At 59.4% G+C, this 13,830-nt stretch carries 13 protein-coding genes; 10 read left to right on the forward strand and 3 right to left on the reverse strand.

Translation table 11 applies throughout. The features are described from left to right. Window positions 1–64: 64 nt before the first annotated feature. A complete protein-coding gene (locus DXT96_RS24365) occupies window positions 65–934 on the forward strand; it encodes a shikimate dehydrogenase (protein ID WP_153516849.1) in 870 nt (289 codons plus the stop codon). Then, complete coding sequence (aroQ, locus tag DXT96_RS24370) at window positions 931–1,374, forward strand: type II 3-dehydroquinate dehydratase (RefSeq protein ID WP_153516850.1); 444 nt, start codon at window positions 931–933, stop codon at window positions 1,372–1,374. Before DXT96_RS24365 ends, aroQ begins: the two co-directional genes overlap by 4 nt. Here the strand turns inward: aroQ and DXT96_RS24375 are convergent. Next, window positions 1,349–2,041 (reverse strand): TetR/AcrR family transcriptional regulator, encoded by a 693-nt coding sequence (locus DXT96_RS24375; RefSeq protein ID WP_149901543.1) that lies wholly within the window; start codon window positions 2,039–2,041, stop codon window positions 1,349–1,351. The genes aroQ and DXT96_RS24375 overlap by 26 nt on opposite strands. Before the next feature lie 121 nt (window positions 2,042–2,162). Between DXT96_RS24375 and DXT96_RS24380 the strand changes: the two genes are divergently transcribed. Further along, on the forward strand, window positions 2,163–4,064 hold the full coding sequence (locus DXT96_RS24380; RefSeq protein WP_153516894.1) for a bifunctional sugar phosphate isomerase/epimerase/4-hydroxyphenylpyruvate dioxygenase family protein: 1,902 nt from the start codon (window positions 2,163–2,165) through the stop codon (window positions 4,062–4,064). Window positions 4,065–4,124: 60 nt separating this feature from the next. On the opposite strand, the gene DXT96_RS24385 is transcribed toward DXT96_RS24380, so the two are convergent. Then, the gene (locus tag DXT96_RS24385) at window positions 4,125–4,418 is read right to left on the reverse strand and encodes a putative quinol monooxygenase (RefSeq protein ID WP_153516851.1); all 294 of its coding nucleotides are present in this window, start codon (window positions 4,416–4,418) and stop codon (window positions 4,125–4,127) included. A 401-nt stretch (window positions 4,419–4,819) separates the two neighbouring features. Between DXT96_RS24385 and DXT96_RS27010 the strand changes: the two genes are divergently transcribed. The 7 genes from DXT96_RS27010 to DXT96_RS24415 all read left to right on the forward strand — a co-directional run bounded on the left by DXT96_RS27010 (window position 4,820) and on the right by DXT96_RS24415 (window position 13,118). Continuing rightward, entirely contained in the window at window positions 4,820–4,957 is a 138-nt protein-coding gene (locus DXT96_RS27010) for a hypothetical protein (RefSeq protein WP_174375138.1), read from the forward strand. A 139-nt stretch (window positions 4,958–5,096) separates the two neighbouring features. Further along, window positions 5,097–6,917 carry an ABC transporter ATP-binding protein gene (locus DXT96_RS24390; protein ID WP_153516852.1) on the forward strand — a complete coding sequence of 607 codons (1,821 nt, stop codon included), beginning with the start codon at window positions 5,097–5,099 and terminating at the stop codon, window positions 6,915–6,917. A 42-nt stretch (window positions 6,918–6,959) separates the two neighbouring features. Then, window positions 6,960–8,495 carry an ABC transporter substrate-binding protein gene (locus DXT96_RS24395; RefSeq protein ID WP_153516853.1) on the forward strand — a complete coding sequence of 512 codons (1,536 nt, stop codon included), beginning with the start codon at window positions 6,960–6,962 and terminating at the stop codon, window positions 8,493–8,495. A 77-nt stretch (window positions 8,496–8,572) separates the two neighbouring features. Then, window positions 8,573–9,496 carry an ABC transporter permease gene (locus DXT96_RS24400; protein ID WP_188356158.1) on the forward strand — a complete coding sequence of 308 codons (924 nt, stop codon included), beginning with the start codon at window positions 8,573–8,575 and terminating at the stop codon, window positions 9,494–9,496. A 6-nt stretch (window positions 9,497–9,502) separates the two neighbouring features. Next, window positions 9,503–10,351: an ABC transporter permease gene (locus DXT96_RS24405; RefSeq protein ID WP_149901547.1), complete on the forward strand. Its 849-nt coding sequence runs from the start codon at window positions 9,503–9,505 to the stop codon at window positions 10,349–10,351. A gap of 5 nt (window positions 10,352–10,356) precedes the next feature. Further along, entirely contained in the window at window positions 10,357–12,090 is a 1,734-nt protein-coding gene (locus tag DXT96_RS24410; RefSeq protein ID WP_153516854.1) for a M14 family metallopeptidase, read from the forward strand. Window positions 12,091–12,293: 203 nt separating this feature from the next. Then, window positions 12,294–13,118, forward strand: a complete 825-nt coding sequence (locus DXT96_RS24415; RefSeq protein WP_153516855.1) for an AraC family transcriptional regulator — start codon at window positions 12,294–12,296, stop codon at window positions 13,116–13,118. 80 nt (window positions 13,119–13,198) lie between these two features. Here DXT96_RS24415 and DXT96_RS24420 read toward each other — a convergent pair whose 3' ends face one another. Then, window positions 13,199–13,576, reverse strand: a complete 378-nt coding sequence (locus tag DXT96_RS24420; RefSeq protein ID WP_153516856.1) for a hypothetical protein — start codon at window positions 13,574–13,576, stop codon at window positions 13,199–13,201. Between the last annotated feature and the right edge of the window lie 254 nt (window positions 13,577–13,830).

Raw genomic sequence — 13,830 nt, forward strand, 5'->3', positions numbered from 1 at the left:
GCGCTCACAGACAGGCGGGACTTTTCCCGCCTCTCCCACCCCGTCCGATGAGCGACCCGTGATCATGACAGAGAAAACCGCATTCAAGGTCGGCCTGATTGGCGCCGATATCCAGCTTTCCAAATCGCCCGCGCTGCACATGCGCGAAGGTGCGGCCCATGGGCTCGATTATTCCTATGAGCCGGTGGATGTCACCGCCCGCAAACTGCCGGCCAGCGCCCTTGCCGATCTGCTGGATGAGCTTGAGACGCGCGGCTTTGCCGGCACCAACATTACCCATCCGTTCAAGCAGGCGGTCATTCCGCATCTGCACGAACTGTCTGACGACGCCTGCATGCTTGGCGCGGTCAATACCGTTGTGTTCCGGGACGGCCGCCGCATTGGTCACAATACCGACTGGTACGGTTTTTACGAAAGTTTCGTGCGCGGCCTGCCGGATGCGAAACGTGACCGGGCGCTGCTGGTCGGCGCTGGCGGTGCGGGTGTGGCCGTGGCCCACGCCGCGCTGAAGCTCGACATCGCCCGTCTCGACATTTTCGACCGCGATTTCCCGCGGGCGGAAAGGTTGGCCGGCGAACTCAATGCCCGTTTCGGCGAAGGCCGCGCCTTTGCCGTTGACGACCCGGGTACCTCCCTGCCGTTCGCCGATGGTCTCATCCATGCGACGCCAATGGGTATGCCCGCTCACCCCGGCATGCCGGTTGCGGCCGATCTCATCGAACAGCGGCACTGGGTGGCCGATATCGTCTATATGCCGCTGGTCACCGAGCTTCTGGCGACGGCAGCAACAAAAGGCTGTCGCACCCTGCCCGGCGGCGGCATGACCGTGTTTCAGGCCGTCGGCGCATTCCGTCTCTTCTGCGGCCGCGAGCCGGATGCGGAACGGATGACGGCGCATTTCACCGAACTTTGCATGGCGGAGGGGGTGGCATGAGCCTTTTTACTGTTTTGAACGGACCCAATCTCAACCTGCTCGGCCAGCGCCAGCCGGAAATCTACGGCTATGAGACCATGGCCGATGTGGAGACTAACTGCCGCAAGGTGGCCGATGCTGCCGGCCATGAGCTGTTCTTCGCCCAGAGCAACCGCGAATATGAGCTGATCGACTGGATTCACGACGCGCGGGGCAAATCGTCAGGCATTGTCATCAATCCCGGCGCGTTTACCCACACATCAGTGGCGATCCTTGATGCGCTGAATGCCTTCGAGGCACCTGTCATCGAGGTCCATATTTCCAACATCCACAAACGCGAGGTTTTCCGCCACCATTCCTACGTCTCGACCCGCGCCGAAGGCGTAATCGCCGGTCTCGGCATCGAAGGTTACGAAGTGGCGCTTCGCCACCTCATCAACCGTTTTTCCCGATCGTCGTGATATGGGCGGGCGTCAGCACATAACGCAGTACCATGTCGCTGACATGCCGCGACAATGTCTCCTGACCGTTTTCGGTAAACAGGCCGTCGCCGAAGATGAACGAAAAGGTCTCGGCGTTCGAAACGTTGAAGAAGGACAGTGCGCTGATCTGCCAGTGCAGTTCCAGCGCATCGATGCCATCGCGGAAGATGCCGCCTTTCTGGCCGCGCAGCAGCACGCTTTCCAGCGCGTCGATGGCCGGCCGGTTCAACTGGCGGATCGTTTCGGAGGACTGCATGTGGCGGCCGTGGTGAATGTTTTCGATCATCACCATGCGGATGAAGGCCGGATTGCGCCGGTGGTGGTCGAAGGTGAACCGACAGAGCTTGTCGAGCGCCGCCGCCGGCTCCAGATCGTCAAGCTCCAGATCGCTTTCACCGCCGCGCACCTTGGCATAGGCTTCCTCAAGCACGCGCTGGTAGAGGCTCTCCTTGTCGCTGAAATAATAATAGATCATGCGCTTGGACGTGCGCGTGCGGGCCGCAATTTCATCGATGCGGGCACCGGAAAGACCGTTCTGCGAAAACTCTTCCATGGCCACCGAAAGAATGTCGCGGCGAACCCCTTCCGGATCGCGCTTCGCCTGCCGGCTGTCTCGGGTTCCGTTCGACGTCGCGCTTTTGGTCATCATCCATTCCATCGGTGGGGCGGCGGCCTGCGGTCACGCCCTGAGTATTAACCAATCAGTACATAAGGCTGAAAAGGAAGGCAATATGGCGAGCTATGACACAGGCAGACAGAGCATGCCAATGCGCACATCCATCGCAACCGTGTCGATCAGCGGAGAATTTCCCGAAAAGCTTGCGGCCATCGCCAAGGCGGGCTTCAGTGGCGTGGAGATTTTCGAAAATGATTTCCTGACCTATGACGCCTCACCGCGCGAGGTGAAGGCGCTGGCCGCCGATCACGGTCTGGATATCACGCTTTTCCAGCCATTCCGCGATTTCGAGGGCATGCCGGAACCGCACCGCGCCCGCGCCTTCGACCGCGCCCAGCGAAAATTCGATATCATGGGCGAACTTGGCACCGAGCTAATGCTGATCTGTTCCAATGTCTCGCCGGTATCGCTCGGCGGCATCGACCGCGCCGCCGCCGATTTCCATGACCTTGGCGAGCTTGCGGCAAAACACGGCGTGCGCGTCGGTTACGAGGCGCTGGCCTGGGGCCGGCATATCAGCGATCACCGCGACGCATGGGAAGTGGTGCGCCGCGCCGACCACGCCAATGTCGGCATCATTCTCGACAGTTTCCACACGCTGTCGCGCAAGATTGATCCCAATTCGATCCGCTCCATTCCCGGCGACAAGATTTTCATCGTGCAGCTGGCCGATGCGCCGCTGATCGACATGGACCTGCTCTACTGGAGCCGCCATTTCCGCAACATGCCAGGCGAAGGCGACCTGCCGGTGGTGGATTTTATGCGTGCGGTCGCCGCCACCGGCTATAGCGGCCCGCTATCGCTGGAAATCTTCAACGACCAGTTCCGCGGTGGCTCAGCCCGCCTGCTCGCCGAAGACGGACACCGTTCGCTCATCAACCTCATGGATCAGGTGTGCCGTCTCGAGCCTGATATTCGCATCGATGTGCCGGCCATGCCAGAGCGGGTGCAAACGCAAGGGGTGGAATTCGTCGAATTCACCACGGCACCGGAAGAAAAAGCCCATCTGGAGACATTGCTCGCCACGCTCGGCTTCGAAAGAACCGGCAAGCACCGCAATCGCGATGTCAATCTTTATACGCAGGGCGATATCCGTATTGTCATCAATACCAGCGATGAAGGCGACAGTTTCGCCGGTGCGTCCTATTCCATCCACGGCACCAATGCCTATGCCTTCGGCCTGAAGGTCGATGATGCGCAGGCAGCCCTTGCCCGAGCAGAAGCGCTCGGCGCGCCGACCTTCACTGAACCGCGCAAGACGGGCGAAGTCGCCGTTCCCGCCATCCAGGGCGTGGGCAATGGCGTCATCTATTTCCTTGACGGTTCGCCGGCGCTCGCCTCCATCTGGGACAATGAATTCGTGCCGACGCAGGGACAGAAGGCAGCCGACGATGCCGGGCTGAAACGTATCGATCATCTCGCACAAACAACGCATTATGATGAAATGCTGACCTGGCTTCTGTTTTACGCCTCGCTGTTTTCCACCCGCCGCACGCCGATGATCGATGTCGTCGATCCGGGCGGTCTGGTGCGCAGCCAAGCGATCGAAAGCGTTCCCTCACCGCATTTCCGCCTGACCATGAACGGCGCGGACAACCGCAAGACCTTTGCCGGCAAATTTCTGGCCGAGGGTTTCGGCACCAGCATCCAGCACATCGCGTTTGCCACCGACGATATTTTCGCCACCGCCAAGGCAATGCAGGCGCGCGGTTTCCACGCCCTGCCGATCTCCCGCAATTATTACGACGACCTCGAAGCCCGTTTCGGGCTTGAACCGGAATTTTCCGATGCCTTGCGGGAGGCGAGCATTCTTTATGACCGCGACGACAATGGTGAATATTTCCAGATCTATAGCCGCACTTTCGGTGAAGGTTTCTTCTTCGAGATCATCGAGCGGCGTGGGGCTTATGCCGGTTATGGTGCGATGAACGCGCCCTTCCGCATTGCCGCGCAACGGCGCCTCGCCCCACCAGTCGGCATGCCGCGGGAATAGGCCCCGTCAAACTCTGATCAGGCCGCAGCCGGCAGTAATGTCGATGCGGCCGATCTGCATTCAAGCCAGCGTCACTATCTCATAATCCCGTGGAATGGCGGAGGTGGCAGTGAACCACTCCGATGCCCGCGTCCGCTGCTGATGGAAATCAAAGGCGGCGCGATCGACAAAAAGTTCCTCCACTCGCCAGATCAGAGGATCGTCGGTCTGAGTGACGTCAAAGGAAATGCAGCCGGGTTCCGCTCTGGTCAGACGAAGGTGCGCTGGAAGATGGGTTTCCACAAGCTGGATATCCTCCACCGATGCGCACCGCAGGAAGCCGGATAATCTGACCGCACCCGTTCTATTCGTCATGTTCGGTATCCTTGTTGAATTACTTCATGCGCCACGGGCGACGAATAGCAGTACCTCTACCATTGCGACATCAAGATAAAATTCGCCCGCGCAACTTTCCGGATTTAATCCAGAATCCACAAACCGTTAAAAGCAATGGAGTACCGGTTCAAGCCCGAGCACCAGTTCGTGTATGGCGAGAACCCGTACATCCATATGCCCTCAGTCCAGCCAGCGGCGACCCTTTTTAAAGCGACCGAAAGCCATCGGATTCTCCTCGCCCGGTGGCCAGAACACCCCGCGCCCAAAATAAATGCACCTGCGCATTTGTAGAGCAGTACACAAAAATTGTTCAACACTCTGGACATGATTGTCGGGGTTTGTTAGCTTTTTTGTAAAACAAGGGTGGGGAATACAGTTTCATGCGCAACATCGATTCCGGGGCCGATGCCGGGCTTTTTGCCGGCACCGACGCGGTAGCTTTCAGAGCCGGGGCAAGATCGCAATATCCGCGCTTGCCGGCCTCATCCGATGCGCATTGCGCCCTTGAGGCGGCGTGAGACACCATGCGCTTCTCCCCGGCATTCACGTTTTTTGCTCAGAGATTGATACCAAACGCCTGTCCGACGCCCCTTTGCCCTTCCATAATTCAGATGGCCGCGCCAGAATTGCCGCGCACGCCAAGCCGGAGACGCTGACATGACTGCCGCAAACCGCAACGCCCTCCTCTCGGTCGAAGGCCTGAGCGTCGAGTTCGGCGACAGCCGCGTCGTGGACGACATATCCTTTTCCGTGGAAGCCGGCAGGACGGTGGCGATCGTCGGCGAATCCGGATCGGGCAAATCGGTCACCTCGCTTTCGACCATGCGTCTTGCGGACATGATGGGCGCGACTTACCCCGCAGGTCGTATCCTGTTCGAAGGCCGTGATCTGCTGAAGGCCTCTCAGAAGGAGATGCGGTCGATCCGTGGCAAGGAGATCGCCATGATCTTCCAGGAGCCGATGACCTCGCTCAACCCGGTCTTCACCATCGGCGACCAGATCTGTGAAGTGCTTGTTCTGCATGAGAAGCTGGGCAAGACGGCTGCTATGGAGCAGGCAAAGCAACTGCTCGACATGGTGCGCCTGCCCGATGCGGCCGAGCTTTTGCACCGTTATCCGCACCAGCTTTCCGGCGGCATGCGCCAGCGGGTAATGATCGCCATGGCGCTCGCCTGCCGGCCGAAGCTGTTGATCGCCGACGAGCCGACGACAGCGCTGGATGTCACCATTCAGGCACAGATTCTCAACATCATGCGCGACCTGCAGAAGAAGCTCGGCATGGGCATGGTCTTCATCACCCACGATATGGGCGTGGTGGCGGAAATGGCCGATGACGTTGTCGTTATGTGGAAGGGCAAGAAGGTCGAGGAAGGTCCGGTCAAGGATATCTTCGCCAATCCGCAGCATCCCTATACGCGCGCCCTGCTTTCCGCCGTGCCGCGCCTCGGCAGCATGACCGGTGAAGAGTTTCCCAAGCGCCTGCCGCTCACCGTGTTGCAGGATGGCCAGCCGGTCATAGTCGGCGAAGAGCGTGTGCAGAACACCGCGAAATACGATGACAAGCCGCTGCTGTCGGTCAAGGATCTGTTCGTTCGCTTCGATATTCGCAAGAACCTGTTCGGCAAGGCGACGCACCGTTGCAGCGCAGTGCAGAAGGTCAGCTTCGATATTCATGCCGGCGAAACACTGGCGCTGGTGGGCGAATCCGGTTCCGGCAAATCCACCATCGGCCGCACCATCCAGCAGTTGCAGACAGCCGTATCAGGTGAAATTGCCTTCAACGGACGCAGCTATTCGCAGATGTCGTCGGCGGAACGGTTCCGCATGCGCCAGCAGGTGCAATACATCTTCCAGGACCCCTTCGCCTCTCTCGATCCGCGCAAGACGGTCGGTTTCTCGATTGCCGAGCCGATCAACACCCATGGTTTGATCAATGATCAGAAGGCGGTACGGCGGCGGGTGGATGAATTGCTGGAGCGTGTGGGCCTCAGCTCCGAACATGCATCGCGTTATCCGCACGAGTTTTCCGGCGGCCAGCGCCAGCGTGTCTGCATTGCCCGCGCGCTCGCCTCCGACCCGAAACTCATCATCGCCGATGAGGCACTGTCGGCGCTCGATGTCTCCATTCAGGCGCAGATCATCAATCTGTTCATGGATTTGCAGGCCGAGCGCGGTCTCGCTTACCTGTTCATCAGCCATGACATGGCGGTGGTGGAAAAGATGAGCCATCGCGTCGCCGTGCTTTATCTCGGCCAGATCATGGAAATGGGCAGCCGCCAGCAGGTCTTCGAAACGCCGACGCATGATTATACCCGCCGTCTGCTTTCGGCCGTGCCGGTTGCCGACCCGTCCGTCGAGCGCCGCATCGCCATGATCGAGGGCGAAATACCCAACCCCGTGCGCCGTGTCGGCGATGAGCCGGCCATTCTCGCCCATGAGGAAATCAATCCGGGCCACTTTATCGCAAAGAGCGCCTGAACAACCGCGAAAAACCGCAACCATCTGAAGAGGAACAGGTAGATGACAAATATCAAAAAGGGGATGACGACAACGTTCGTCGCGCTTGCGCTGGCCGGCACGGCCTTCACCGCAGCACCGGCTTTCGCCGCCGGCAAGATGACCATTTCCAGCCCGCAGGACCCCGGCAGCTGGGATCCGATCGACACCTTCCTCGTGCAATGGGCGGCTGTGGCCACCAACATCTTCGATGGCCTGACCTATCGCGGCCCGGACCTGAAACTGGTTCCCGGCCTTGCCGAATCCTGGGAAGAGCTGGACGAGGGCAAGCGCATCCGCTTCAAGCTGCGCCAGAACGTCAAGTTCCACAATGGCGAGCCCTTCAACGCCGCCGCCGTCAAGTTCACCTTCGAGCGCCTTCTCGGCGAACAAGGTGCAAAAGGCCCGCAGCGCTCCAACTACGTCGCCATCGAAAGCGTCGATGTCATCGACGACTACACCGTCGACATGAAGCTGAAGGCACCGGATCCGGTGCTGCTCACCAAGCTTGCCGGTTATGGCGGCATGATCGTTCCGCCTGCCTACATCAAGGAAAAGGGCGAGGACAATTTCAACCTCAACCCTGTCGGCACCGGCGCGTTCAAATTCGTCTCCTATCAGCCGAAGACCAACATCAAGCTGGAAGCCAACCCGGATTACTGGGGCGGTGCGCCAAAGCTTTCCGAACTGGAATATCGCTTCATTGCCGAGCCGGCGACCGCCGTTGCCGAATTGCAGGCAGGCCGCGTCGATCTCGTCATTCCGCCGACCATCCCGATCGGCATGATCCCTGTCATCGAAGGCGATTCCAAGCTTCAGATCGTCAGCGTGCCCGGCCCGACGGTCGATGCGCTGCGTTTCAACACCCGTGACGGCATCACCGCCGATCCGAAGGTGCGCAAGGCGATCATCATGGCCGTTGATCGCGGCACCATCGTCAAGTCGATCCTCGCCGGCCAGGCCTCGGAAATCGCCAGCTTCCAGAGCGCGCTGTCTTTCGGTTATGATCCGGAACTGAAGCCGCTGCCTTACGATCCTGATGGTGCGAAGAAGCTTCTCGCAGAAGCCGGCGTCAAGCCGGGTGCGGCGTTGCAGATCGATATCAGAGGCAATGATGCGACGATGAACGAAGTGGCGCAGGTCATTTCCAGCTATCTGTCCATGGTCGGCATCACCGCCACCATCAAGCCTTATGAAACCAACGTTCTCCTGAACGACATCATCCCGCAGGGCAAAACTGGCGCGATGTTCCAGCAGAAATGGGGCGGCTGGACCTTCGATTACGATAACACGGCCTATTCCATGTATCACTCGGGTGAAAAGTGGAACCCTTACGACAAGGACGAGAAACTGGACAAGTTGCTGGAATCGCAGCGTCCGCTGACCGACCGTGCCGAGCGCGAAAAGATCCTCAAGGAAGTCGGCGCTTATGCCGCCGAACGTGCACTGGAAATTCCGCTTTACAACACCAATGCCATTTACGGCATCAACAAGCGGGTCAAGGGTTTCATCGCACCGCCGGACAACCGCCTGAAGCTTACCGACGTTACCGTCGAATAATCAGGCTGATTTTCTGAACAACACACCTTGCCCGCCGCAATGCGGGCAAGGCCGGATCTCTCTTCAAGGTAAAAAACGTGGCCGGTTTCCTCATCAAGCGATTGTTGCAGGCGATTTTTGTCGTCATCGCCATCACCCTTCTCGTTTCTTTCGCCGTCCGCCTGACGGGCGATCCGGCTGTCACCATGTTCCAGGGCGGCGGCAGCATGACGGAAGACGATCTGGCACGCATTCGTGCGGCGCTCGGCACCGACCGGCCGTTCTTCGTGCAATATTTCAGCTTCCTGAAGGGTCTCGTGACGCTCGATTTCGGCCGCAGCTTCACCGGCAGCACGCCGGTCTCGCGCCTCATCGCCGATGCCCTGCCCGCCACGTTACTCCTCGCCTTCATCTCCATGGCCGTGTCGATCGCGCTCTCCATCCCGCTAGGCATCAAGGCGGCGACATCACGCGGCAAGACGGCCGATCAGGTGATCCGCATCTTCTCGCTCATCGGCCTGTCATTCCCCAATTTCTGGCTTGCCACCATGCTGGTGCTCCTGTTCTCCATCACGCTCGGCTGGCTGCCGCCCAGCGGCATGGGCGGTTTTGCCAGCTACATCATGCCATCAGTGACGATGGGCGTCATCCTCACCGCCACCAATGTGCGCCTCGTGCGCACCGCCATGCTCGATACGCTGCGCTCGCAATATATCATGGTGGCGCGCGCCAAGGGCCTGAGCGAAAGCAAGGTTCTCTACAAACACGCGCTGCGCAACTGCGCCATTCCGCTCATCACCTATTTCGGTCTGCAATTCGGCGGGCTGCTCGGCGGCATCGTCGTTATCGAGCGCGTCTTCAACTGGCCGGGTCTCGGCACGCTGGCTTTCGATGCAGTCGGCGCGCGTGACTATCCCGTGCTTCAGGCCGTCATCACCGTGCTGTCGCTGATGATCGTCGGCATCAACCTTCTGGTCGATATCGCCTACGGGCTGGTCGATCCGCGCATCCGCACGGAGTAAGTGACGATGGCTGCCAAAACCTCGCGCCTGTCGCGCTTCACCAATCTCGAATTCATCCTCGGCGCGTCCCTCACCACCGTCATCTGCCTTGCAGTCGTCTTTTCCGACGTGCTGTTTCCGGGCGGGGCGGACAAGATCGACCTGATGGCGCGCCTTGCCAAGCCCTTTGCCAATGCCGCCCATCCGCTCGGCACCGATCCACTCGGACGGGATGTGCTCGCCCGCGTCGTCGCCGGCGGCAAGATTTCGCTGCTGGTCGGTTTCACCTCGGTCATCGGCGCGGTCATCTTCGGCGTCGCGGTCGGCCTGGTCGCCGGTTATTATCGCGGTTTCTGGGATATGCTGGTCATGCGCTTTGCCGATATCCAGCTCGCCATGCCCTTCATTCTGCTCGCCATCACCTTCATCGCCATTGTCGGCGGCAGCCTTACCAACACCATCATCCTGTTGATCATATCGCAATGGGTGCAATATGCCCGCCTCGTGCGCGGCTCTGTGCTGACGCTGCGGGAGCGGGAATTCATCCTGTCTGCCCGCGCCATCGGCGTGAAGGACTGGCGCATCATTCTTCAGCACCTGCTACCGAACCTCATTGGCCCGGTCATCGTGCTGATGACGCTCAATGTCGCCAACAACATCCTGCTTGAAAGCAGCCTCACCTTCCTCGGCCTCGGCGTCGATCCCACCATTCCGAGCTGGGGCGGCATGCTGGCGGACGGCCGCACTTACTTGCAGACGGCATGGTGGGTCAGCGTCTTCCCCGGCCTTGCCATCCTGCTCACCGTGCTCGGCCTCAACCTTCTCGGCGACTGGTTGCGCGACAGCCTTGACCCAACAGGCAGAACCTCGAGGTAATCCAGATGAGCCAGATTTTCGACCAGACCTTCGAGCGTACTCTGGACACGCTTGTCGCCCGCGCCACGCCCGGCCAGTCCTTCGAGGCATGGACCTTCGATGATGCCAAAAGCCGCCGCGAAGCCGAAGAAAGGCTGAAGAAAAAAGGCGTCAGCGCCCGTATCCGCAGCGCCTACAAACCGCTTCTCTTCACCTTTCTGGAAGAGATCAATCTGGAAGGCATCGACGCCATCGAGGTGGGTTACCCGGTGCACGCCAATGCGCCCGCCAACCGTTTCCGGCTGGAGGCCTATCCGCTGGCGGCTCTGGTGGGCGATGCGAAGATCGATTTCATCGCCCGCGACGACGACGCCTTCCATTATGACGTTACGCTGAGCCGCAACGGCAAGAAGGAAAGCCTGAAGGTTCCGGCCCCAAACCGGGTTCACACCGATATCGTCGGCGAAACCAATGTCTCGCCAACCGGCTGGTTCCGGCTTGCCGGTGACGCGACGGGCGAGCGACTGGCAACGGATTACGAGCAGCTTTTCGAAGCGGCGATCAATGCCGTCGCCAACCACGGCTGGGGCAATGAAGAACCCTATTTCGAGGAACTGAACATCCGCGTCGCGCATCCGGCCGAAGACATGGTCCTGCCCATCGGCGACGAAGTCGTCAGCCTGCGTGAAGCACTGCATGAGGATTTCTATTTCTCGCTGCTGGAATTCTTCCAGAAGAAATCCGGCCGCCCGCTGGGTGACCGGGGCCTGAAGCCCGGTCAGATCGTACCGGAAATCGTCAAAAACGAAGGCGAAATCTCCCTCCGCATCGAGACCCGCAAGCTCACCATCGCCTTCCTCGACGGCGGCGAACAGCCGATCGATACGGCCCGTGAACCGATCGCGGCAGGGCAGCTTTCGGCTCTGCTGGCGGATATCGGCGGCGAAGTCTTCGAGGCGCGCTCCCGTTCTGGCCGCATCCTTTCCGCCCGTTATGTGGCCGGCAGCGATGCCGCCGTGATGGTGAGCGGCGGCCAGCATCCCAATGAAACCACCGGCATCGTCGGCGCCATCCGCGCCGCCCGCAAACTCGCAGACCGCAGCGGCGCGCATTTCACCATCTCCCCGCTGGAAAACCCTGACGGCTACGCCCTGCATCAGCGGCTTCGCCTCGACAATCCGCGCCATATGCACCATGCCGCGCGCTACACGGCGCTGGGCGACGACCTCGAATATCGCACGCCGGAAAATTCAGGCAGCCATCTCAACGAGAAGGAAATCCGCTTCAAGGCGCAGGACATAAGCGGCGCAAGCCTGCATGTGAACCTGCACGGTTATCCCTCTCACGAGTGGACCCGGCCTCTATCAGGTTATGTGCCGCGCAATTTCGCCATGTGGACGCTGCCGAAGGGTTTCTTCCTCATCATCCGCCACCATGCGGATTGGGAAAGCCAGGCCGAAGCCCTGCTCGACAAGGTGACCCGCCATCTCGGCGCCATTCCGGGCCTTCTGGACTACAATAATCGCCAGATCGCGCTTTATGAAATCCACGCCGGCGAAACCGGTTTCCGCATCATCAACGGCTTCCCGTGCCTGTCTTCCATCGACGACCGCCACACCGTGCCGATGACGCTGATCACTGAATATCCGGACGAGACGATCTATGGCGATGATTTTATCACCGGCCACACGGCGCAGATGGAAACCGTTCTATCCGCGTATGACGCCTGGCAGGAGATCGTGTCGCCGCAAGTCGCCTGACATCGTCAGGCAGGGACCCCATGCCAGCGGTTCACCTTCGGGACGCACTGGCACCCGGTCAACTTGGAAGCAGCGGCGCAACATCCGATAAATGTTCGGATGTCTCCTGTATTGTCAGGCCCATGCGCGACAACAAGTCAAACCCGATCAAGCATGAAGCGGAGCGGTTTTGCATGGTGCGGGCGTGAACCACAGGAGACCCCATGCCCGCTCTGGACAAGCTCATCTGGCAGATCGAAACCGATCTGCATAAAAACCTGACATTGACGGTCCTGTCCGACCGCTGCGCCATCAGCACACATCATATGTGCCGATTGTTCCAGCTTTCCACCGGCCTGTCGATCATGTCCTATGTCCGGGCGCGTCGACTTTCCGAGGCGGCCAGAACCATCGCGCAGTGCGATGCTGACATCCTCACCGTCGCGCTTGGTGCGGGATACGGATCTCATGAGGCGTTCACACGAGCCTTTGCGAATTATTTCAACATATTACCGAGCATTGTTCGCAAGGCCCGATCAACCTCATCCCTTGATCTCATGGAGCCATTCAAAATGAAGAAAGACATGTTCGTCGAAGTCCAGCCACCGGAAATGCGCCACGCCGAGGCCTTCCTGGTAGTCGGTCTCAGCACCACCTGCTCGCTGGAGAACAACGGCGCTATTCCGGCGCTCTGGCAAGCCTTTAACACCCGTGAAAACGATATCGAGGAGGCGGTATCCGGGGCCGCTTACGGCATATGCAGCGTTGCGGATGAAGCTGGCAATTGCACATATCTAGCCGGCGTCAAAGCGCTGAAGAAAACAGCTGGCATGGATCACATCGAGGTGCCCGCGCAATCCTACGCGGTCTTCACCCATAGTGGCCATATCTCGGATCTTCCCAAAACGGTCTATACGATCTGGAACAAAGTCTTGCCCGATGCCGGCCTTAAAACTGCCCGCTCCCCCGATTTCGAACTGTATGATCGACGTTTCGATCCGCAAACAGGACGGGGCACTGTGGAAATCTGGATTCCGATCGTCGCCTGACGTCTGAAATAGCATGCCCCAGCCTGATGCTGGGGCATGCCCTGAACCGCATTTTTGGCGGGCAGGAACAGAAATTACGCTTATTTTGCCGGCGTCGTGATGGCGGCGAGCTTGTTTTCCCGCTGTTTCTGCAACAGCTTCTTGCCTTTGCTGAGGATATGCAGGTTCGCGGCGTCGAGCTTGTTATAACCGGCCTGAATGATATCGATATCGGCGACATGGCCGATTGCGGCGAGCTTGTACATGACATCGCCGACGGCCACGTCGACGGTTGGCACCGGCAGGGTTGCAATGTCCTTCGTCGCCGCCTGAACACCCTCCCCCGTACCCCCCATGACGTGATACAGAGCCAGCGCCTTGCGCAGAAACGCCTCGCGGCGCTCGATCTTGTTGTTGAGTATACTTTCTCCGACGCGATTTCGCATCAGCTCAACAGCTTTATTTTGATATTCGCCCATCAGACACCAAATAAATTTCAAAATATGCTTCGCGAGACTACGAACAATCCCCTTAGAACTGGTTAAGGCATATCATTTTGCGCGCATGAAATCCGTGTTTTCCCGTCACCCGGTCGCAGCCGGTTTTGATAACGGGACATCCAGACGCGGAAGCTAGCAGACAAGCCGCCCGCGATGGTCACCGGCACGCCTTGTATTGAGAATCATCCAGCGATCCCTATTGTGGGTTCCATTGCAGGCGGACGCGGATGAAG

The sequence above is a fragment of the Agrobacterium sp. ICMP 6402 genome (assembly GCF_009498615.1).
In the GTDB taxonomy this organism is placed as follows: domain Bacteria; phylum Pseudomonadota; class Alphaproteobacteria; order Rhizobiales; family Rhizobiaceae; genus Agrobacterium; species Agrobacterium burrii.